Genomic DNA, 19,943 nt, shown 5'->3' on the forward strand with positions numbered 1-19,943 from the left:
TTAGAAGGCCGTATTTTACCGTGTAGCGGAATATCCGCACGGCTCAATTCTTGGGGATACGAACAAAGCATGGTATAAAGCAAGCCAGATAAGTTTTCAGGCACCCCAGTATGAATCGTGGTTTCTATACCATTATGGCAGCGCAATTCTTTTCGTCGTTGGCGGATAATGCGCTGCTCTTTGTTGCGATCGACCTGTTGGTGACTATGAAGTCCCCAGCATGGATTACCCCTCTGCTGAAGCTCTCGTTTACGCTGTTTTACGTGCTGTTGGCGGCATTTGTCGGCGCTTTCGCCGATTCGATGCCCAAAGGCAAGGTCATGTTCATCTCCAACCTGATCAAGGTTGCGGGTTGTCTATTGATTTTCGCTCACGTCCATCCGCTGCTGGCTTACGCCCTGGTCGGTTTCGGCGCCGCCGTCTATTCCCCTGCCAAATACGGCATCCTCACCGAATTACTTCCCGCAGAGAAACTCGTTGCCGCAAATGGCTGGGTCGAAGGCTTGACCGTGATGTCGATCATCTTCGGCACCGTGCTGGGTGGCAAGCTGGTCGGCAATCAAGTCTCGTCCTTCCTGCTGGGCTTTGACTTCCCGATGATCGACACCGGCATCGACACCGCGCCGGAAGCGGCGCTGTGCGTGGTGGTCGGCATCTATATGCTGGCGGCGCTGTTCAACACCCGCATCCCGGACACCGGCTGCGTCTACGGCCACCAGGAACGCAATCCGATCAAGCTGATCACCGACTTCGCCAACTGCTACGGCCTGCTGTGGAAAGACAAGCTGGGCCAGATCTCGCTGGCCGTCACCACGCTGTTCTGGGGCGCCGCGCAGACGCTGCAATTCATCGTGCTGGAGTGGGCCAACCGCACCCTCAAGCTGACCTACGAACAGTCGACCAGCCTGGTGGGCGTGGTCGCCATCGGCGTCGCGCTGGGCGCGGTGCTGTCGGCGCGCTTCATCTCGCTGCGCAAATCGCTGAACGTGATCCCGATGGGCATCGCCATGGGCGTCATCGTCATGGGTATGATCTTCGTGAAATCGGTGACGCTGGCCTATCCGCTGCTGATCCTGGTCGGCCTGCTGGGCGGCTTCTTCCTGGTGCCGATGAACGCGCTGCTGCAACACCGCGGCCACGTGCTGATGAGCGCCGGCCACTCGATCGCGGTGCAGAACTTCAACGAGAACCTGTCCATCCTGACCATGCTGGCGGTGTACTCGCTGATGCTGCGCGGCCACCTGAACCTGGACGTCATCATCGTGCTGTTCGGCCTGTTCCTGGCTGGCACCATGTTCTTCATCATGCGCAAGCATGCCGCCAACCAGCGCGAGTTCGATTCGGTCGCGCTGATCGGCGAAGCCAAGCACTAAAGCACTAAGCCGGCAGCGCGCCGTCCTGGCGGCGCTGCGCGGCTTGCGCGCGCCAGTCGTCGGGCACCACGAAGCCGCGGCGCTGCTCCACCAGCCACTCCCCGTCCCGCCGCAGCACCGCCACCATCACCGGCGCGGCCACCTGCGCCATGTGATCGTGCAGCGCGGCCAGCAGTTCCGCGTGGTTCATCGAGACCGCGTCCAGCGGCGTCTTCAGCGGCGCCAGCCAGTGCAGGCGCGGCATGATGGCGTAGTACTCGCCCTGCAGCGTGGCGGCCTGCTGCAACGGCATCCAGAAGCCGCTGCAATGCGGCTGCGAGATGCCCGGCATCGCCTCCTCCTCGCCGCCCGGATAGAACAGCCAGCCCTTGACCAGCGCCTGCGCCCGCGCCACCGGCTGCGGCAGCAAGGGCTGCGCCGCCGGATGGGCGGCCAGCGACAACTGCTTGTCGAAGATCTTGCGCATCTTGGCGCCCAGCGTATCGGCCAGGTTGGGGCCGATCAGGCCGTTGAAATCGGCGCCCGCCTCCGCCGCGTCGAGCAGGTAGAACTTGGTGGCGAACTCCAGGTGGACCAGGTCGTCGCCGTCGCGCAGCAGGAAGTCGAACTCGCCGACCGTGTCGTTGCGGTTGGCGCGCACCTGCAGGCCGTGGGCCACCAGCTTGCCGTGTTCGGAGAAATAGAAGGCCATCAGCTTTTCAGCGTACAGGCCCAGGCGCGAGTAGTGGCGCGCGCCCAGCGCGGCGTCCAGCGGGACCGGGTCTTGCTCCAGCGCGGCCAGCCAGTCGGCGGTTTGCTGCGACATCGCGCCGAGGGTGGCGATGCGGCCGTGCCAGTGCGGCGAGGCCGGATCCAGCAGATCGGGCGCGTCCAGCAGCCAGGCCAGCGCGCGCACGTGCGGACGGGTCAGGTGTCCCCAGCGCCGCTCGAAGCGGATTTGATAGCTGTCCTGCGGCGCGGGCGGCGGCTGGCTAGTCACGGGCAGCCTTGGAGAGGCACAGGTCGCTCCAGGCCTTGGCCTTGTCTTCCGGCCGGCGCAGCAGGTCGTCCGGATGATAGGTCGCGACCACCGGCAGTTCGGCGGCGCCGTAGCGCATCACCTTGCCGCGCGTGGCCGGGCCCATCATCAGTCCCTTGGCCGCGTACTGGCCGAAGGTCATGGCCATGGTCGCGCCGGTCAGCGCCAGCTCGCGGTCCAGGAACGGACGGCAGGCCAGCAGCTCTTCGCCGGTCGGCGCGCGGTCGGCGCCGTCGTCGGTGGACGGGCGGCATTTGACCAGGTTGGTGACGTAGACGTCCGTCTCCGGCTTGAGGGCGATGGCCTTCAGCATATTGTCCAGCAGTTGGCCTGCCTCGCCGGTGATGGCCTGGTTTTCCTTCTCGTCCAGGCGCGACGGCGCGGCTGCGATGGCGATCCACGTCGCATCGGCGGCGCCGCGGCCGTTGACGGCGTTGCGCCGCGCATCGCACAGGCTGCAGCGGGTGCAGGTCGAAACGGCGGTCTTCAACGCGGTCCAGTCCATGGCGGCGATGGCCTCGTCGCTGACCGGCGCGGCGCGCGCGGGCACCGGCGCCTCGTCGAACCAGGCGGTGGAGTCGTCATCCATCTCGGCGACGGGTTCGTCGGCGAACGGCTGCTCCGGCGCGACCGCAGGCGCGGCGACCGGTGCGGGGAGCGGCGCTGGTGCGGCGACGGCTGCGGCCACCGGCGCGGCTGCGATCACCGGGGCTGGCGCTGGCGCGGGAGCCGGCACAAACGCAGGCGCCGCCTCGACCACCACCTCAGCAGGCGCCTCAAGCTCCTCCTGCTGGACAGCCGCCTCTTCGCCTGGCGCCGGATTGCGAAACTTCCATTGCACACCCACGCCCATCTCATCGAGGAACACCGTACTACGGGCCGAGGTCTGACTCATATACCGAACCGCATAACGATAGCGTCCTCGCGTTGCCGATCGGCGGCGGGATAGTAGCCCTTGCGTCGACCGATATGTTTAAAACCGTAGCGCTCATAAATCTCCAGCGCCCGCGTATTCGATGGCCGCACTTCCAGCAGCACCGATTCCATGCCCAGCCCGCGCGCGCAAGCGACGGCCTGGTTCAGCAGAAACCGTCCCAGCCCCTGCCCCTGCCGCTCGGCCGACACCGCCACATTCAGCAAATGCGCCTCGTCGACTATCGCCATCAGCAGGAAATAGCCGAGCAAGCCGCCATCCTGATCGCGCAGCACCCAAGCCTCGTAATTGCTGCTCAGCGAATCGGCGAAATTGGCCATGCTCCAGGGATGCGGATACACGCTCTCCTCCAGCGCCACCACCTCGGGCAGATCGGTTTGCCGCATCGGCTCATAGTTCAGCCGCGCCAGATCCCACACTTGCTTCATGCGCCACCTTCAGCGGCTTTGGCGGCCGCCATGTCGCGACGCTCGGCCTGGGTGTAGGCGATCTTGTTACGCAAATACAGCGGCTGCGCCTCGGCCGCCGTCACCGTCTGGCCTGCGGCGAAAGCCAGCGCCGCCAGTTGCGCCACCTGCTCGGCATGCGGCATCACCCCGGCATGGCCGCCGCCGGCAAACGCCGCCGCATAGGCCGACAAGCCATTGCCGCAAGCGACAGGCGCCCCCTGCGGCTGCACGCCCTCGGGCGCCGACAGCGCCGGCGGCAGCACCGCCAACGGCGCCGCACCGTCGGCAAAGCGATACTGGGCCCAGTACACCTCGCCCATGCGCGCATCGAGCACCGCCAGCACCTCGCCGGCGCCGTGCTGCTGATGGCAGGCCAGCGCCATCGCATCGAGCGTCACCACCGGCACCACCGGCAGATTGCCGCCGAACGCCAGGCCCTGCGCGATCCCGCAAGCGGTGCGCACGCCGGTGAACGAACCGGGGCCCGAGCCGAAAGCGATCGCATCGCAGTCCTTCAGCGCGATGCCGGCTTCGGCCAGCAGCTCCTGTATCATCGGCAGCACCGATTGCGAATGGGTGCGCACGCCCGAGGACACGCGGCTGATGACCGTCTCGCCCCGCAGCAAGGCGCAGGAGGCGAGTTCGGAGGAAGTTTCAATGGCAAGAATAGTAGGCATCCCGTATTTTAACCTGCCGGACTGGCAGGCGCGACCCCGCGCGGGGATGTAGAATACGGCCGACAGGCGCAGAGGCCGCCGCTAACCGATGAACACCATGCACAGTTTGACCCTGAATTCCGACAATCGCGCAGAAATCGCCGCCGCCCTGGCCGGCGACCGCTGGATCGTAGCCTGCCTGTGCGCCGCCTGGTGCGGCACCTGCGCATCCTACCGCGCCACCTTCGACGAGGTGGCGTCGCGCCACCCGGACAAGTTCTTCGTCTGGATCGACATCGAAGACCACGCCGACATCGTGGGCGATCTCGACGTGGAGAACTTCCCCACCCTGCTGATCCAGCACCACGAGCTGGTGGCCTTCTTCGGCACCATGCTGCCGGACGCCGGCCTGGCGCACCGCCTGGTGCTGGCCCAGTCCGAGCAAAGCGACGCCGAACTGGCCGAGCTGGCCCGCAACAGCGAAGAGCGCCGCCGCTGGCAAGCCGACTGCAACCTGCGCACGCTGATGCGCAACGCGCAGGCCTGAGCCAGACCCCAGACCTCAGACCTTGGCCGCCAGGCGCTGGCATCCCTCCAGGCTGCGCTGCGGGTTCGGCCCCCACTTCGACGCATCGACCCGCGGCCCCAGTTCCTCCAGCTGGCTGCGCAATGTCTGCGTATCCTTGGCCAGGCAAGCCATGTAGGCATAGCGGTTGCGGCGCCCCGGACTGTCGGGGAAACGCGCCAGCATATCCTCATAGCTGCGCTTCATGGTCGGCCAGTCGGCCCCGCTGTCCTCGAACAGCGCGTGGCCATACTGGTTCTCGGCCGCGTACGAATACAGGCGCGCATACATGCCGGTGCCATACACGGCCTTGGTCTGCGCCGTCACCTGGCGGATGTATTTGTCCAGCGACCTGGCGTCGCCGCCCCACTTGGGCAACATGGTGCTCAGTACGCTGAAGTACAGGCCGATATCCTCGGGATTGCGCTTCAGGCCATCCTCGGCGGTGGCCCGCTGCTGCGCCGCGCTCCAGCCCAGCCCCATGCCGATCCTCACCAGCGTATCGTGCGCATAGCTGTCGGTCAGGGCGACGTCGGCGTGGGCCACCAGATACTCGGCCGCGCGCTGCAGATAGGTTTGGAAATCCTCATACGCCTGCGGCGGCACGTCCTTGGCGTAACCGTCGCCGCGATACGACCACGCGTGGGACACCAGCACATCCGCGTGCAGCACATGCGCCAGCGCCGACTGCGGGTGCTCGGTGGCCCATTGCAGGGTCAACGCCTCCAGCTCCCGCAAGTATGGCTCGCGGTCGGCGAGGTGGTTGCCGATCACCCGGCTCAAGCCGACGCGGAACATTTCGACATCCGACCCGCCATCGGCGGCGATGTGGCCGGGCTGCCGGAGCAAAGCGTTCTGCCGCTCCAGCGCGGCGAAGTCGCCCCACCAGAAAGCCTGTTCGGCCTCGGTGGTGATCGGCGACACCGGGGCGGCCGCCGGGGCAGCGACAGCGGCGCCGCACGCCACGGCCCATGCCAGCAGCGTGTTCAGGGTTTTCGACGCGTATCTCATTGGCTTCCCTTCTTGGTCTGATTGACGGCCGGCTCGTCCGGCAAGGTCCACGCCAGCTGGAAGGCGAACGGCTCGGCGCCGCGCGGCCGGTCGTAGCGGAAGCCGTCCAGCGCGTACTTCACGGCCGCCGCGTCGAAGATGTTTTCGAACGCCACGGGACGCACGCTGCGGATGCCGGGCACGGTGATCTTGCGGGCGGCGACAGTGGCCTGCACGGGTTTGCCGGCGGCATCCAGCCGCGCGCGCATGGTGGTGACGCCGGTGGCCATGAAGCGGGCGGCGGCGCTCGGATAGACGGGCACGCCGGCAGGCGCCGGTTTGCCGTCCGCCGGCGACTGGTCATAGAAGCCGGCGAAACGGTCGATGGCGTTGATCAGCGTACCGTAGCGGAAGGCGTTCAGCGCGGCGGCCGGCGTCGCGCCCTGCCGCAAGCTCACTTGCAGCCACCATTGCTGCAACGCGCATTTCAATTGCGGATGCAGGTCGTCAAAGCTTTTTTTATCGGCCAGCATGGCGCTCGCCAGCGCCGGCGACAGCGCCGGCATCGGCCGCTCGCCGGCCGCTGGCACCCGCTTGCGCCACTGCGCGCCTGCGTCCTGCGGCAAGGGATCGGGCCAGGCCGCGACCTCCCGCGCCTGCCCCCAGCGGCTCAGCAGGCTCCGCTCGGTCGCCAGCGCCGCTGCGCGCTGGGCCGCCGGCATGGCCTGGATGCGGGCGATGCGCGTGGCGAAATCGCCGTACAGGCCCTCGCCGGCCACATCGCAGACGCGCGGCGACGACTGCAGCACCGCCAGCGTTGCGCGCTCGTAGTCGGCGTCGCCCGGCTCGATCTGCCACAGCGCCAGTTCGTTCAGCAGCCGCGCCCAGACGGCGAAGAACAACTCGTTGGCCGGCGGGGCCTTGCCCGCCCTGGCCTTGGTTTGCAGCTGGCGCTCCTCGGCCAGCCAGGCAGGAAACAGCTGGTCGATACGGGCGACGTGGGCCGCGCTGATGTCGGCGGCCGCCGTCCGCAATTCCGGGTCGATCTTCAAGTCCTTGTCCAGCGCGAACGAGCGCAGCAGGTTGCGATGCAGGGCCTTGGTCATTTCCGCATTCTGTTCGTCGTCGGGCGTGGCGGCGGCGACGGCGAATGCCGAGCACAAGGCACAAATCAGGACGGTAAGTCGGCGCACGCTGGTCATAGGCTCAATCGAATGACGAAAAAAGCAACTATACGTGCTTAAGCTGCCCGCCATTTACACAGATTGTCACAACCGTGCAGAAGGCGGGCTCGCCGCCCGGGTGCTTTCCTGCGCTATGATCCCGCTATGTCCCGATCCGAACGCCTGCTCAATCTGCTGCAAGTCCTGCGCGGCCACCGCCGCCCCGTGAGCGGCCACGTGCTGGCGGCCGAAACCGGCGTCAGCATCCGCACGCTGTACCGCGACATCGCCAGCCTGCAGGCCCAGGGCGCCGCCATCGAGGGCGAACCCGGCGTCGGCTACGTCATGCGGCCCGGCTTCATGCTGCCGCCGCTGATGTTCGGACAGGAAGAGATCGAGGCCCTGGTGCTGGGCATGCGCCTGGTCGCCGACAGCGGCGACCGGCAACTGGCGCAGGGCGCCCTCAGCACATTGGCGAAGATAGCGGCCGTGCTGCCGCCCGACATGCGGCGCGAGCTGGAGGCGTCCGCCCTGCTGGTCGGCGCCGGCCGCAAGGCCTTGCACACGCCGGTCCACCCGGACCTGCTGCGCACCGCCATCCGCACCGAGCACAAACTCCGCATCAGCTACCGCGACCCGGCCGGCGCCGTCTCGCAGCGCGTGGTCTGGCCCTACGCGCTGGTGTACTTCGACCAGACGCGCGTGGTGATGTGCTGGTGCGAGCTGCGCGACGGCTTCCGCAACTTCCGCTCCGACCGCATTACCGAAGCCGCGCTGCTGGATCAGCGCTATCCCAAGCACCGCCAGGCCCTGCTCAAGGAATGGCGCCGCACCGAATTTGTCGCAGGCCGAAGCATACTGCCAGAAACTGACAGCATCGCCAAATAAGATGGTGGCTCCTTCAACACAGAGAGAACCACCATGTCCATCCACGCAACCACCCACCTGAACTTCCGCGGCGACGCCCGCCAGGCCCTCGGCTTCTATCACAGCGTATTTGGCGGCGCCTCGACCGTCGTCACCTACCAGGACGCCGTCAACGTCCGCATTCCGGCCGATGCCGATCGCGTTATGTGGGGTCTGGTGGCGGCCGACAGCGGCTTTCGCATCATGGCCTACGATGTGCCGGCCGACATGCCGTGGCACCAGGGCGAAAACGCCTTCCTGGTCGCGGTCGAAGGAAGTACGGCCGAAGAAATCACCGCCTGCTGGGACAAGCTGCGCGAAGGCGCCACCATCACGCAGCCGCTGGCGCCGTCGCAGTGGACGCCGCTGTTCGGCATGCTCAAGGACCGCTACGGCGTCAACTGGGTGCTGAGCGTGGCGGTCGGCCGCTAAGCGGTCAAACGCTGTCGGACGCCACCGGCAGCGCCTCCAGCTTCCAGCGCAGCATGCCGCCGGCCAGATTGGCGACCTGGCCGAAGCCGGCCTTGGCCAGCAGCACGCTGGCCTGCGCCGAGCGCACGCCCGAGCGGCACACCGCCACCACCGGCCGTTCGCGGTCCAGCTCATCCACGCGCGCCATCAGCTGCGACAGCGGCACCAGCCGCGCGCCTTGCAGATGGCCAAGCTGGTCGATGAATTCCGGCGCCTCGCGCACATCGACGATCTGCACCCGGTCCAGATGCTCCAGCAACGCCATCGGTTCGATTTCCCACACGCCGCTGAAACGCAGCGTCAGCGGCGCCCAGGACGGCGCGTCCGGCACCGGCGCATTGCCCTCCGGCTGGCCGCAGCGCATATTGGCCGGCACCGCCACGGCGATCAGCTTGGGATGCGGCAGGTGCAGGTTGTTCATATGTCCGGTGAAGTCGCCCACGTCCACATCGCCGCCCAGGCGCGGATTGAAGCGGCGCTCTTCGGCCACGCTGGTGACGGTGATGCCGCGATAGTCATGCGCCGGATACAGCAGGCAGCCGTCGGGCAGCGTCAGGATCTGCTCGCGCACCGACGCGAACAGCTGCTGCGCACTGCCCTGCTGGAAGTCGGTGCGGCCGCAGCCGCGTATCAGCAGGCTGTCGCCGGTGAAGGCCATGCTCTCGTCATCCAGCACATAGGTCAGGCAGCCGTTGGTGTGGCCGGGCGTGGCGCGCACGTTCAGGTGGCGGCTGCCGAAAGCGATGCGGTCGCCGTGGCGCAGCGGACGGTCCGCCAGCTCGGCGCCCGCCGCTTCCGCCAGCGCGATGCTGCTGCCGCAGCTTTGATGCAGGCGCCAGGCGGCCGTCACGTGGTCCGCGTGGACGTGCGTGTCCAGCGTGGCGAGCAGACGCAGTCCCAGCTCCTTCAACAACGCCAGGTCGCGCGGCGCCTGCTCGTAGACCGGGTCGATCAGCAGCGCCTCGCCGCTGTCGCCCAGCAGATAGGTGTAGGTGGAGGATGTCGGGTCGAAAAGCTGGCGGAAAATCATGGTGGCGGCATTCTGAAATATCAATCAAGCCTAAGCTTAATCTGCTTGCTCGGTGCCGCGCAAGTGGCGCCGGCCAGTCCGCCTGGCCAGTGGATCCGAGGTATTTTCAATATGCATATCAAAAAAATAAGAACCTCATCCCGAAAATGCGACAATATCCCCGTGCGCCCGATCGGCGAATAAATGGAGAATCTTATGTTTCGAGTTTTGCTTGCCTGTCTCTTGATGGCCGGTACCGCTGCGAAGGCGGACAATATCGAGCGCGACCTCGATGCCATCGTACAAAGCTACGGTAAGGTCGGCATTTTCGCCGGCACGGTGCTGGTGGCGCGTGATGGCAAGCCCGTATACGAAACGGCCGTGGGCCTGGCCAACCGCGAGACCAATGTGCCAAACCGCAGCAACACGCGCTTTAACATCGGCTCCATCGGCAAGACCTTCACCGCGGTTTCCATCTTGCAGCTGGCCGAAGCGGGCAAGCTCAAACTGAGCGACCCGATCTCGCGCTTCCTGCCCAATATCCCTTATGCGGAGAAGGACACAATCACCATCGCACACTTGCTGAACCACTCCGCCGGCACCGGCAACTACATGGCGCACAAGGACTTCGCCGCGAACATGGGCAAGCTGCGCACCATTGACGCCTTCCTGCCCATGATTTACGACCAGAAGCCGGGCTTTGCGGCCGGCAGCCGCTTTGAGTATTCGAATTCGGGCATGGTGCTGCTCGGCGCAGTCGTCGAAAAAGCCAGTGGCCAGTCCTACCGTGACTACCTGCGCGACCATATCTTCAAGCCTGCCGGCATGACTGAGAGTTCGCTCACGCTCGAAGACGAGCCACTGCCTAACCGCTCGATCGGCTACACCCGCCACGGCGACTTCAGCATCACCTCCAACGTGGACTCGGTACCCCCGCCATCGGCCGATGGCGGCATGCGCACGACCACACGCGACATGCTGCGCTACGATCAGGCGCTGAAGCGAACGGAGCTGCTGTCAGAAGCGAGCAAGACGACCATGTGGACTCCTGTTGGCCCGGACAAGGAATATGCCTTCGGCTGGGAGCGCAAGAGCGCGTTCGGCGACACCGTCATCGGCCATAGTGGCGCCGCGCCCGGCATTGATGCGGTGTTCCGCCGCTACCAGGGCAGCGGTTATACGGTCATCGTCCTGTCCAACACGGCGATGGGCGCACGCGACATGGCCGACAAGATCGAGGCACGCCTGTACGGCAAACCGGCGCAACTGGTCGTGCAGGCGGATTCCGACATGATGCTCGCTCTCGATCTAGTGATGCGCGGCGACCTGCGTGGCGCCGCCAAGCTGTATGACCGCAATCCTGGCCACGCTCCGTCGGTGTACCAGGCGGCAAGGACCCGCATCGACGGCGGCTTTGAAACCACCGAGGCGATCGCACTGCTCGACCGCTACCTGCGCTTCGACGCCGCAGTCCAGGTAGCGACTCCCGCAGGTGCGTGGTGGCGCAAAGGCCTGGCCTACGAACAGTTGGGCGAAAAGGCCAAGGCGCGCGGGAGCTATGTGCAGTCGCTGGCGCTCGATCCTGCATTCGACAAAGCCAAGCAGTCGTTGGCGAAGCTCGACACGCTAAAGAACTGACGCCAAGCGCGGCGGGCGCGCGCAGCGGGTTACGCCCCCGCCTTCACAGCGTCAGCGGCAAACTGCGCAAGCGCTTGCCGGTCAGCTTGAAGACCGCGTTGGCCACGGCCGGCGCGATCGGCGGCGTGGCCGGTTCGCCCATGCCTTCGGGATGTTCGGCGCTCGGCATGATGATGGTCTCCACCTCCGGCGCCTGGTTGATGCGCACCACCGGATAGTCGTGGAAGTTGCTCTGCTCGACCTTGCCGTCCTTGATCGTCACCGCGCCAAACAAGGCCGCCGACAGCCCGAACACCACCGCCGATTCCGCCTGCTGCGCGATGATGTTGGGATTGACGGCGATGCCGCAATCGACCGCGCACACCACGCGGTGCACGCGGATCTCCGTGCCCTCCACCGACACCTCGGCCACCTGCGCGACGATGGTGCCGAAGGACTGGTGCAGCGCCACGCCATGCGCGCGGCCGGCCGGCGCGGCGCCTGCCCTGGCCACCGCCGCATTGAGCACAGCCAGATGGCGCGGGTGCTGCTTCAGCAAGCCGCGGCGGAACGCCACCTCGTCCTGGCCCGCCGCATGCGCCAGCTCGTCGATGAAACTCTCTTTGAAAAACGCGTTGTGCGAATGCCCGACCGAACGCCAGTAACCCAGCGGCACCGGACTGTCGACGATCACATGGCGGATACGCTGGTTCGGGAACTCGTACTGCATATCGAACTCGCCTTCGGCCGTGGTCTTGTCCGGACCACCGGGCAGCAAGCCCAGGTTACGCTTGAAGAACTGGTGCGACACCGAACCGCTGGCCGACTTGTTGTCGTAGCCCAGCACCTTGCCCGCCGCATCCAGGCTGGCGCTGAAGCGCGCCAATGCCGCCGGGCGGTACACGTCGTGCGTGGTGTCGTCCTCGCGCGACCAGATCATCTGCACCGGCAGGCCGCCGGCCCGCTTGGCCACCGCCACCACCTGCGCCACCATGTCCACGTCCAGCCGGCGCCCGAAGCCGCCGCCCAGCATCGTCACCACCAGCACCACCTTGTCCGCAGCGACGCCGGCGACCTTGGCCGCCACCTCCAGCGCGAAACCGGGCGACTGCGTGGGCGCCCACAGGAACACCTTGTCGTCCTTGAACTGGGCGGTGCAGTTGACCGGCTCCATCGCCGCATGCGCCAGGTAGGGCGCGCGGTATTCGGCCGTCACGGTCTTGGCGACGCCTGCGGCCTTGCCTTCCACCGCATCCATGTCGCCGGCCTTGTGATAGGCGTGGCCCGATTCCGCATCCAGCCTGGCCGCGAACTCCGCAAAGATGGCGGCGCTCGACAGCTTGGCCCGCTCGTCGGTGCGCCACTCCACCGGCAGGGCTAGCGCGGCCTGCTTGGCCTGCCAATAAGTCTTCGCCACCACTGCCACGCCGGTGCCGGCGCCGGTCTGCTGCGGCAGCGCGCTGGAGAAATCGACCACCTGCATCACGCCCGGCATCTTCAGCACCGCCTCCGGCTTGACGCTGGAGACCACGCCGCCGATCACCGGCGACATGCGCACCGCCGCGTACACCATGCCCTCGGGCCGCACGTCGATGCCGAACACCGCCCCGCCGTTCACCTTGGACGGCGTGTCGCGGCGCGGCTGTGCGCGGCCTATCAGTTTGAAGTCCTTGGGATCCTTCAGGCGGATCTCGCCCGGTGCGGCAGTGGCGGCGGCCACCGCCAGCGCGCCGTAGGACAGGCGCCGGCCGTCGGCATGGATCACCTGCCCGTCCTCGGTGCGGCAATCCTGCGGGCGCGCACTCCACTGCCTGGCGGCGGCGGCCACCAGCATGGCGCGCGCTGCGGCACCGCCTTCGCGCATCGGCTGCCACGCATCCTTCACGCTGGACGAGCCGCCGGTGATGATCAGCCCCAGCTCGCGCGCCACCTTGCCGACGGTCCAGCCGACGGCCGCCTTCAAGCTGCCGTCGTCGTCCGGATGGAAAGGCAGGCCGTCCTTGAGCATGGCGATATTGCCGTAGATTTTATCGGTGGTGGCCTGCACCAGCCGCACCGCCGACAGCGGCACGTCCATCTCCTCGGCCACCAGCATCGGCAGCGCGGTATGCACGCCCTGCCCCATTTCGCTGCGCGGCATGGCCACGCTGACCGTGCCGTCCGGCGCCACCGCCACCCAGCCGTTGAGCGCGACCGCGTCGCCGTCCAGCGGCAGCGCATGCGTGGCGTTCAGGCGCTGGCGCGCCGGCATCAGGCCCCAGCCGACCACCAGCGCGCCGGCGGCGACAGCCACGCCACCGAAAATAAACCGGCGGCGCGCGCCGAGCTTCAGTCCCTGCATTGCGGTCTCCCGGTTTTTATGAGGTGCGCCAGCGGGTCAGCATGTCGTCCGCTGCCACCGGCTTGCTGTAGAAGTAGCCCTGCGCCAGATGGCAGCCATGGCGCAGCAGGAAGGCCGCCTGCTCCTCGGTCTCCACCCCTTCCGCGATCACGGACAGATTCATGCTCTTGCCCAGCTGGATGATGGCGATGGCGATGGCCTCGTCGTTGACGTCGGTGGAGATATCCTTGATGAAGGAACGGTCGATCTTCAGCGTCTGCACCGGCAACTGCTTCAGGTAGGCCAGCGACGAGTAGCCGGTGCCGAAATCGTCGATCGCCAGGCCGACGCCGATCGAGTGCAGGTCGTTGATGAAGACCATGGCGTCGCCGGTGTTCATGATCACCGACTCGGTCACTTCCAGCTGCAGGCGCTGCGGCTCCAGCCCGGTCTCGCGCAGGATGTCGGCCACCATGTTGACGATGCTGCCGCGCTCGAACTGCTTGGCCGACAGGTTGACCGCCATCTTCGGCACATTCAATCCGGCCGCCTGCCAGCGTATCATCTGGCGGCAGGCTTCTTCCAGCACCCACTTGCCCAGCTGGTTGATGAAGCCCGTATCCTCGGCCAGCGGAATGAAGCGGATCGGCGGGACCAGGCCCAGTTCCGGATGGTTCCAGCGCACCAGCGCCTCCACCCCGATCAGGCGGCCGGTGTCGATTTCCACCTGCGGCTGGTAGTTGAGGAAGATCTCGTCCTTCTCGATCGAGCGGCGCAGGAAGGTCTCCAGGCGCAGGCGTTCGACGCCCTCGCCCGTCATCGACGGCGTGTAGAAACTGTAGCCGTTGCGGCCGCGCGCCTTGGCCTGGTACATGGCCACGTCGGCGTTACGGATCAGCATATTCAGGTCGACCGCATCGTCCGGGAACAGGCTGATGCCGACGCTGCAGGTGACGAACAGCTCGTGGCCGGCCACCATGAAGGGCTGCTCGAACATCTGCACCAGCTTCTCGGCGACCTGGCTGGCGCCGAACTGGTTCTCGATATTCTCCAGCAGGACGATGAACTCGTCGCCGCCCAGGCGGGCCAGCGTATCGCCTTCGCGCAGGCGCTCGTGCAGGGCCTTGGCGACCTGCTTGAGCAGCTCGTCGCCGATGTGGTGGCCCAGCGTGTCGTTGACGTTCTTGAAGCGGTCCAGGTCGATGAACAGCAGCGCCAGCTGCTCGCCGTCGCGCGCGGCCCGCTGCAGCGCGTGCTGCAGGCGGTCGTGGAACAGCAGGCGGTTCGGCAGCGCGGTCAGCGGATCGTGGTGGGCCAGGTGGTCCAGCTTTTCCTGCGATTCCTTGACCTTGGTGATGTCGCTGAACACGCCGACATAATGGGTGGTCTCGCCGCGGCTGTCGCGCACCGCGCTCACCGTCAGCCATTCCAGATACAGCTCGCCGTTCTTGCGCTGGTTCCAGATCTCGCCGCGCCAGAAGCCCTTGTCCACCTGCTCCTGCCACATGCCGGCATAGAACTCGGCGTCGTGGCGGCCGGAGCGCGTCAGCGTGCGGTCCTTGCCCAGCGCTTCGGCCTCGGTGTAGCCGGTGATCTGCGTGAACGCCGGATTGACGGCGACGATGATGCCGGCCGCGTCCAGCACCACCACGCCGTCGGCGATGTGCTCGATCACGGTGGCCGACAGGCGCAGCTTCTCTTCCGCTTCCTTGCGCGCGGTGATGTCGGCATACACCCAGATGCTGCCCTCGTTGGCGCGCTTGTCGTCCAGCGCGTAGCCGCTGACCATGCACCAGAACAGGCTGCCGTCCTTGCGGCGGTAGTGGCGCTCTTCGTTGAAGTAATCGCCCTTCGACAGCGACGGATACTGGCGCGCGCCGGCCGATTCGAAATCGAAGGAGCTCGGGAACACGATGGAGGTCGACGCCCCCGTCATCGCGCCCGGCTCGTAGCCGAACAGCTCCTCGCAGCGGCGGTTGACCGAGACGATCTGGCGGTTACGCACGAACATCACGCCGAACATCACGTTGTCCAGGATGGCGCTCTGCTCGGCCAGCAGGGCTTCGATGCGCATCTCGTTGTGCTTGCGCTGGCTGATGTCGGAGATGATGCCGTCCACCCAGGGCGCGTTGCCCTCGCCGTCGTGCGGCTGCGGCTGGCCGTTCTCGGCCACCCAGCGCTCGGTGCCGGCGGCGTCGACGATGCGGTACTCGACCTCGTAGGACTGGCCGTTGCGGATCGCCTCGGACACGCTGCGGCGCTGCTTCTTGCGGTCTTCCGGCGCGATCAGGTTGGTCCAGGAATGGGTGGTGCTGCGCATGAACTGCGCGGCGGAATAGCCGGAAATCTCTTCGATGGCGTCCGACACGAAGTCGATCGGGCCGTCGGGACGGAAGCGGAACACCGCGCCCGGCACCTGCGTGACGATGGTGCGGAAGCGTTCCTCGCGCTGGCCGATGTCCTCGAACAGGCGCTTGATCGCCACCCGCATCTGCTCCAGCTGCGTGGCCAGGCGGCCCAGCTCGTCGCTGCCGACCAGGTCCAGCCGGGTCTCGAAATCGCCGTGCGACAGGCGGTCGGAAAAGCGCATCAGCTTGCGCAGCGGCTTGATCAAACGGGAATTGAGGAACAGCACGATCAGCAGCAGCGACACCATCAGCTGCGCCGCCAGCACGAACACATAGGACAGCTGCTTCTCGCGCAGCTCCTGCTGGCTGCGGGCGTCATCCATCTCGACCGTGATGCGGCCGATGCGCTCGCCGCGCACCAGGATCTCGCGCTCGGCGCGGTAGACGTTGCCGGCCGCCTGGCGCGGCGAATGCACGCTCATGAACTGGGTGTCGGCCTGGCCGACCACTTCCACCTGCAGCACCGAACGGTCGCGCATCACCGATTCGACCAGCGAATGGGCCGATTCGGCATTCATATTCCACAGGGATTCCTGCATGCCCAGCGCCAGGATGTCGGCATTGCGCTGCAGCGATTCGTCGAGCGCCACGCGCGCCGATTTCTGCTCGTGCACGCCGATCAGCAGGTAGCTGCCGATGATGGCCGGGATCACCAGGCCGCCAAACACCACCAGCAACAGCGCGCCATAGATGGATAGACCGTACAAGGCGCTGAGCCTGGCACGCATCTTTTGGTAAACGGCGCTAATCATGCACCGGTCGCGAGTGATAAGTTTGCATCATCTGTCTGTAATTGGGTAATAGCGCAAACTTTAAGGTTTCTAACTGGAATTATGCACGGAAAATGCTGTAAAAGTCACCGCGCCAGCAAAAAACCCACAGGCGCGCTATCATCGCGACTCATTTCAACTGAGGACCTTGCCATGACCACTTTTTCCATGTATTCCGCTTCCATTCCAGTGTTCAAGCAGATCCTGAACAGCCTGCTGGTCATCCTCGACAAGGCCGAGACGCACGCGGCCGAGAAGAAAATCGAACCTAACGCGCTGCTTCAGTTCCGCCTGTTCCCGGACATGCTGCCGTTCACCCGCCAGATCCAGATCGCCTGCGACTTCTCGAAAGGCGCGGCAGCCCGCCTGGGCGGCCTGGAAGTGCCGTCGTACGAAGACACCGAAACCAGCTTCGCCGACCTGAAGGCCCGCATCGTCAAGACCCTGGCCTACATCGACAGCGTGCCGGCCAGCGCCATCGAAGGCAGCGAAACGCGCGAGATCACCACCGGCAGCGGCGAGAAGACCAAGCACTTCACCGGCCAGACCTATCTGTTCCACTACGCGCTGCCGCACTTCTTCTTCCACGCCACCACGGCTTACGACATCCTGCGCCACAACGGCCTGGACATCGGCAAGAAGAACTTCATCGGCACGTATTGATCCACCCACGTCATTCCCGCGCAGGCGGGAATCCATACTGAGCGTGCGCTAGCAACGCTCTTGACTCAGCATGGAGGGAATCCAGGCAGTGCCTGGATTCCCGCTTTCGCGGGAACGACTACGTATTCCGGCGCGGGTAGCCCTGCGCCAGGATGCGCTGCCACACCAGCTCTTTCTGCTCGGCGCTCATGGATACCCAGTGCGCCACCTCCACCACCGAGCGGCCGCAGCCGCGACAGATCTCGTCGAAGGTGGTGGAGCAGACCGCCACGCAGGGCGTGTCCGGCCGTACCGGCAAATCGCCCATCATTTCACCTGCAACAGCTTGTCCCAGGCGTCGTGGCCCAGCGCGCGCAGCGTCTCGATGTTCTTTTCGAAGATGTCGCCCGCTTCCGGGAAAGCTTCCACCGCGCGCTCCACGCTATCCTCGCGCAGCAGGTGCAGCGTCGGATACGGCGAGCGGTTGGTGTAGTTTTCGATATCGTTCTTGTGGGTGTCGGCGAACTGGTAGTCCGGGTGGAAGCTGGCCACCTGCAGGATGCCGTCCAGCTCCATCTCTTCCAGCGCGGCGTCGGCCACGTCGAGGAACTCGTTGTAGTCCTCGAAGTCCGCCAGCACGTTCGGATGCATGATCATCGTCGTGTCGACTTTTTCCGGATCGGCTTCGGCCAGGTACTCCAGCTCTTCCATCAGCTTTTCCAGCAGCGCTTCCGGCGTGTCGGCTTCGCAGACCACGTAGCGGATCTGCTTCTTCACATGCACGGCCTTGGCAAACGGACACAGGTTCAGGCCGATGACGGCCTTCTCCACCCAGTTGACGGTCTCGGCGATGACGGCGTCGTGATCGATGGCGGGGCTACTCATAATTCAATTCCTTGGTGACTGCTCAAAAACAGAATTGTACGCACTCTTTGCGGGAACTCATACTTCAGCCATTTTGCAGCGATCTCCGGCTTATTTACGTAGAACTATTGTGTAAAAGAATTAGTCATCCGCCTGACATATTTCTTGACTCCACCGGGGGACCTTCGTACACTCCACGTTTATTCATAGTCCGTCCGATGTTACTCGTCGGCAACAATGGAAAACTATGCAAGCACGAATTCCCAAATCCGCGGCCTTGGCCACCTTGCTGGCGCTGATGGCGCCGGCGATCAGCCAGGCCCACGATGAAGCGCCGGGCCTGCCGCCGGCGACGCTGCCGCTGTCCGCCCTGCCCAAATCCCCCGCCCTCGATGTCTCCTCCCTGAAAGTCAACAAACCGGTCAAGCTGGCCGAGGATGATGCTTTCCGCGAAAAAGACGTCTGGGGCCGCATCCGCAGCGGCTACGCCATTCCGGATATTAATAACGACCTGGTCGGCAAGCACGTCAACTGGTACGCCACCCGTCCCGACTATATCGCCCGCACCACGGCGCGCGCCTCGCGCTACCTGTTCCACGTCGTCACCGAGCTGGAAAAGCGCGGCATGCCGACCGAGCTGGCGCTGCTGCCCTTCATCGAATCCGCGTTCAACCCGCAAGCCCTGTCCAGCGCCAACGCCGCCGGCATGTGGCAGTTCGTGCCCGGCACCGGCCGCGACTACAACCTCAAGCAGGACGCCTTCAAGGACGAGCGCCGCGGCGTGCTGGCCTCGACCGACGCCGCGCTGAGCTATCTGCAGCGCCTGTACGACATGTTCGGCGACTGGCAGCTGGCGCTGGCCGCCTACAACTGGGGCGAAGGCTCGGTGCAGAAAGCCATCAAGCGCAACCAGGCCGCCGGCAAGCCGACCGACTTCGAGAGCCTGGCCGAACTGATGCCGGCCGAAACCCGCAACTACGTGCCCAAGCTGCAGGCGGTGAAGAACATCATCGCCAATCCGGCCCAGTACGGCCTGAACCTGCCGGCCATCGACAACACGCCCTACTTCACCGCCGTCGACAAGACCAGCGACATCGACCTGACCATCGCGGCCCACCTGGCCGAGCTGTCGGTCGACGAGTTCAAGGCGCTGAACCCGCAGTTCAAGCGCCCGGTCATCACCGGCGACGAGCAGACCAAGATCCTGCTGCCCAAGGAAAACGCCGACAAGTTCCACCTGAACCTGGCGCAATGGGGCAAGGACTTGTCGACCTGGACCACGCACAAGATCACCACCGCCCGCGAAAGCATCGGCACGCTGGCCTCGCGCTTCCACACCACGCCCGAGGTGATCCGCCAGGCCAACAACATCCCGCAGAAATCGCTGCTCAAGGCCGGCTCGACCATCCTGGTGCCGAAGATCTCGACCTCGGCCAGCGTGGACATCTCGCCTGAAGTGGAACGCAACGCCACCGTCGCCTTCGAGGCCGAGCGCGAGCGCACCACCAGCAAGGCCGGCTACAAACTGGCCAAGGGCGGCAAGGCTGCCAAATCCAGCCCGGTAGCGCTGGTCAAGGCGCGCGTGTCGCACGACGCCGCCAAAGGCAAATCCCGCCGCAAGAACTAGCATTAAAGCCCGTCCGGCCCCGGTTCCAGCGCGTGGCGCGTGAGCCGGGGGCGCGATCAAAGGTTGCAGTCGCGGCCCACTCGCCCTACAATCTTGGTCTTGCAGCGGCCGGCAACGGGCCTCTCACATCAATAACAACCCCACTGACGTCGCCAGCCAGC

18 protein-coding genes are annotated in these 19,943 nt (G+C 65.6%); 7 read left to right on the forward strand and 11 right to left on the reverse strand.

The features are described 5' to 3' along the window. Window positions 1-110 precede the first annotated feature (110 nt). Window positions 111-1,373, forward strand: coding sequence for a lysophospholipid transporter LplT (gene lplT, locus GEV01_RS20125; protein ID WP_152807331.1), 1,263 nt, complete (start codon window positions 111-113; stop codon window positions 1,371-1,373). A 4-nt stretch (window positions 1,374-1,377) separates the two neighbouring features. On the opposite strand, the gene GEV01_RS20130 is transcribed toward lplT, so the two are convergent. Genes GEV01_RS20130 through tsaB form a run of 4 tightly spaced genes read right to left on the reverse strand, consistent with a single transcriptional unit; the run spans window position 1,378 to window position 4,451 of the window. Continuing rightward, entirely contained in the window at window positions 1,378-2,352 is a 975-nt protein-coding gene (locus GEV01_RS20130; protein ID WP_328595568.1) for a DUF1853 family protein, read from the reverse strand. Next, window positions 2,345-3,286 (reverse strand): uracil-DNA glycosylase, encoded by a 942-nt coding sequence (locus tag GEV01_RS20135; protein ID WP_152807333.1) that lies wholly within the window; start codon window positions 3,284-3,286, stop codon window positions 2,345-2,347. Before GEV01_RS20135 ends, GEV01_RS20130 begins: the two co-directional genes overlap by 8 nt. Then, on the reverse strand, window positions 3,283-3,753 hold the full coding sequence (gene rimI, locus GEV01_RS20140) for a ribosomal protein S18-alanine N-acetyltransferase (RefSeq protein WP_152807334.1): 471 nt from the start codon (window positions 3,751-3,753) through the stop codon (window positions 3,283-3,285). The genes GEV01_RS20135 and rimI overlap by 4 nt, the downstream gene beginning before the upstream one ends. After that, window positions 3,750-4,451 carry a tRNA (adenosine(37)-N6)-threonylcarbamoyltransferase complex dimerization subunit type 1 TsaB gene (gene tsaB / locus GEV01_RS20145; protein WP_152807335.1) on the reverse strand — a complete coding sequence of 234 codons (702 nt, stop codon included), beginning with the start codon at window positions 4,449-4,451 and terminating at the stop codon, window positions 3,750-3,752. The genes rimI and tsaB overlap by 4 nt, the downstream gene beginning before the upstream one ends. Before the next feature lie 97 nt (window positions 4,452-4,548). Between tsaB and GEV01_RS20150 the strand changes: the two genes are divergently transcribed. Then, window positions 4,549-4,977 carry a thioredoxin family protein gene (locus GEV01_RS20150; RefSeq protein WP_152807336.1) on the forward strand — a complete coding sequence of 143 codons (429 nt, stop codon included), beginning with the start codon at window positions 4,549-4,551 and terminating at the stop codon, window positions 4,975-4,977. Between the two features lie 15 nt (window positions 4,978-4,992). On the opposite strand, the gene GEV01_RS20155 is transcribed toward GEV01_RS20150, so the two are convergent. Together GEV01_RS20155 and GEV01_RS20160 are read right to left on the reverse strand one after the other, a co-directional pair. Next, on the reverse strand, window positions 4,993-6,006 hold the full coding sequence (locus GEV01_RS20155) for a DUF4034 domain-containing protein (protein WP_152807337.1): 1,014 nt from the start codon (window positions 6,004-6,006) through the stop codon (window positions 4,993-4,995). Then, entirely contained in the window at window positions 6,003-7,187 is a 1,185-nt protein-coding gene (locus GEV01_RS20160; protein WP_152807338.1) for a hypothetical protein, read from the reverse strand. The genes GEV01_RS20155 and GEV01_RS20160 overlap by 4 nt, the downstream gene beginning before the upstream one ends. Window positions 7,188-7,313: 126 nt before the next feature. On the opposite strand from GEV01_RS20160, the gene GEV01_RS20165 reads away from it, so the two are divergent. Together GEV01_RS20165 and GEV01_RS20170 are read left to right on the forward strand one after the other, a co-directional pair. Continuing rightward, a complete protein-coding gene (locus GEV01_RS20165; protein WP_152807339.1) occupies window positions 7,314-8,036 on the forward strand; it encodes a helix-turn-helix transcriptional regulator in 723 nt (240 codons plus the stop codon). Between the two features lie 33 nt (window positions 8,037-8,069). Then, the gene (locus GEV01_RS20170) at window positions 8,070-8,486 is read left to right on the forward strand and encodes a VOC family protein (protein ID WP_152807340.1); all 417 of its coding nucleotides are present in this window, start codon (window positions 8,070-8,072) and stop codon (window positions 8,484-8,486) included. A 4-nt stretch (window positions 8,487-8,490) separates the two neighbouring features. Here GEV01_RS20170 and GEV01_RS20175 read toward each other — a convergent pair whose 3' ends face one another. Then, entirely contained in the window at window positions 8,491-9,555 is a 1,065-nt protein-coding gene (locus tag GEV01_RS20175; protein ID WP_152807341.1) for an MBL fold metallo-hydrolase, read from the reverse strand. A gap of 225 nt (window positions 9,556-9,780) precedes the next feature. On the opposite strand from GEV01_RS20175, the gene GEV01_RS20180 reads away from it, so the two are divergent. Next, window positions 9,781-11,172, forward strand: a complete 1,392-nt coding sequence (locus GEV01_RS20180; protein WP_217428451.1) for a serine hydrolase — start codon at window positions 9,781-9,783, stop codon at window positions 11,170-11,172. Window positions 11,173-11,215: 43 nt separating this feature from the next. Here GEV01_RS20180 and GEV01_RS20185 read toward each other — a convergent pair whose 3' ends face one another. Both GEV01_RS20185 and GEV01_RS20190 read right to left on the reverse strand, forming a co-directional pair. Further along, window positions 11,216-13,492: a xanthine dehydrogenase family protein molybdopterin-binding subunit gene (locus GEV01_RS20185; protein ID WP_152807343.1), complete on the reverse strand. Its 2,277-nt coding sequence runs from the start codon at window positions 13,490-13,492 to the stop codon at window positions 11,216-11,218. 16 nt (window positions 13,493-13,508) lie between these two features. After that, window positions 13,509-16,631 (reverse strand): EAL domain-containing protein, encoded by a 3,123-nt coding sequence (locus tag GEV01_RS20190; RefSeq protein ID WP_152807344.1) that lies wholly within the window; start codon window positions 16,629-16,631, stop codon window positions 13,509-13,511. Between the two features lie 171 nt (window positions 16,632-16,802). On the opposite strand from GEV01_RS20190, the gene GEV01_RS20195 reads away from it, so the two are divergent. After that, entirely contained in the window at window positions 16,803-17,312 is a 510-nt protein-coding gene (locus tag GEV01_RS20195; RefSeq protein ID WP_070359083.1) for a DUF1993 domain-containing protein, read from the forward strand. 118 nt (window positions 17,313-17,430) lie between these two features. Here the strand turns inward: GEV01_RS20195 and GEV01_RS20200 are convergent, their stop codons facing one another. Both GEV01_RS20200 and GEV01_RS20205 read right to left on the reverse strand, forming a co-directional pair. Then, window positions 17,431-17,622, reverse strand: coding sequence for a DUF1289 domain-containing protein (locus GEV01_RS20200; RefSeq protein ID WP_141753242.1), 192 nt, complete (start codon window positions 17,620-17,622; stop codon window positions 17,431-17,433). Further along, window positions 17,619-18,176 (reverse strand): DUF1415 domain-containing protein, encoded by a 558-nt coding sequence (locus GEV01_RS20205; RefSeq protein WP_070269499.1) that lies wholly within the window; start codon window positions 18,174-18,176, stop codon window positions 17,619-17,621. The genes GEV01_RS20200 and GEV01_RS20205 overlap by 4 nt, the downstream gene beginning before the upstream one ends. Window positions 18,177-18,402: 226 nt before the next feature. Between GEV01_RS20205 and GEV01_RS20210 the strand changes: the two genes are divergently transcribed. After that, entirely contained in the window at window positions 18,403-19,782 is a 1,380-nt protein-coding gene (locus GEV01_RS20210; RefSeq protein WP_152807345.1) for a transglycosylase SLT domain-containing protein, read from the forward strand. Window positions 19,783-19,943 lie beyond the last annotated feature (161 nt).

It is taken from the genome of Rugamonas rivuli, from assembly GCF_009380165.1.
Lineage (GTDB): Bacteria > Pseudomonadota > Gammaproteobacteria > Burkholderiales > Burkholderiaceae_D > Rugamonas > Rugamonas rivuli.

Coding starts and splice junctions, on each gene's coding strand:
- GEV01_RS20210 (WP_152807345.1), top strand. CDS start 18,403: ATGCAAGCACGAATTCCCAAATCCGCGGCCTTGGCCACCTTGCTGGCG.
- GEV01_RS20195 (WP_070359083.1), top strand. CDS start 16,803: ATGACCACTTTTTCCATGTATTCCGCTTCCATTCCAGTGTTCAAGCAG.
- GEV01_RS20180 (WP_217428451.1), top strand. CDS start 9,781: ATGGCCGGTACCGCTGCGAAGGCGGACAATATCGAGCGCGACCTCGAT.
- GEV01_RS20190 (WP_152807344.1), bottom strand. CDS start 16,631: ATGATTAGCGCCGTTTACCAAAAGATGCGTGCCAGGCTCAGCGCCTTG.
- GEV01_RS20150 (WP_152807336.1), top strand. CDS start 4,549: ATGCACAGTTTGACCCTGAATTCCGACAATCGCGCAGAAATCGCCGCC.
- GEV01_RS20135 (WP_152807333.1), bottom strand. CDS start 3,286: ATGAGTCAGACCTCGGCCCGTAGTACGGTGTTCCTCGATGAGATGGGC.
- GEV01_RS20200 (WP_141753242.1), bottom strand. CDS start 17,622: ATGATGGGCGATTTGCCGGTACGGCCGGACACGCCCTGCGTGGCGGTC.
- GEV01_RS20165 (WP_152807339.1), top strand. CDS start 7,314: ATGTCCCGATCCGAACGCCTGCTCAATCTGCTGCAAGTCCTGCGCGGC.
- GEV01_RS20175 (WP_152807341.1), bottom strand. CDS start 9,555: ATGATTTTCCGCCAGCTTTTCGACCCGACATCCTCCACCTACACCTAT.
- GEV01_RS20170 (WP_152807340.1), top strand. CDS start 8,070: ATGTCCATCCACGCAACCACCCACCTGAACTTCCGCGGCGACGCCCGC.
- lplT (WP_152807331.1), top strand. CDS start 111: ATGAATCGTGGTTTCTATACCATTATGGCAGCGCAATTCTTTTCGTCG.
- GEV01_RS20205 (WP_070269499.1), bottom strand. CDS start 18,176: ATGAGTAGCCCCGCCATCGATCACGACGCCGTCATCGCCGAGACCGTC.
- rimI (WP_152807334.1), bottom strand. CDS start 3,753: ATGAAGCAAGTGTGGGATCTGGCGCGGCTGAACTATGAGCCGATGCGG.
- GEV01_RS20155 (WP_152807337.1), bottom strand. CDS start 6,006: ATGAGATACGCGTCGAAAACCCTGAACACGCTGCTGGCATGGGCCGTG.
- tsaB (WP_152807335.1), bottom strand. CDS start 4,451: ATGCCTACTATTCTTGCCATTGAAACTTCCTCCGAACTCGCCTCCTGC.
- GEV01_RS20160 (WP_152807338.1), bottom strand. CDS start 7,187: ATGACCAGCGTGCGCCGACTTACCGTCCTGATTTGTGCCTTGTGCTCG.
- GEV01_RS20185 (WP_152807343.1), bottom strand. CDS start 13,492: ATGCAGGGACTGAAGCTCGGCGCGCGCCGCCGGTTTATTTTCGGTGGC.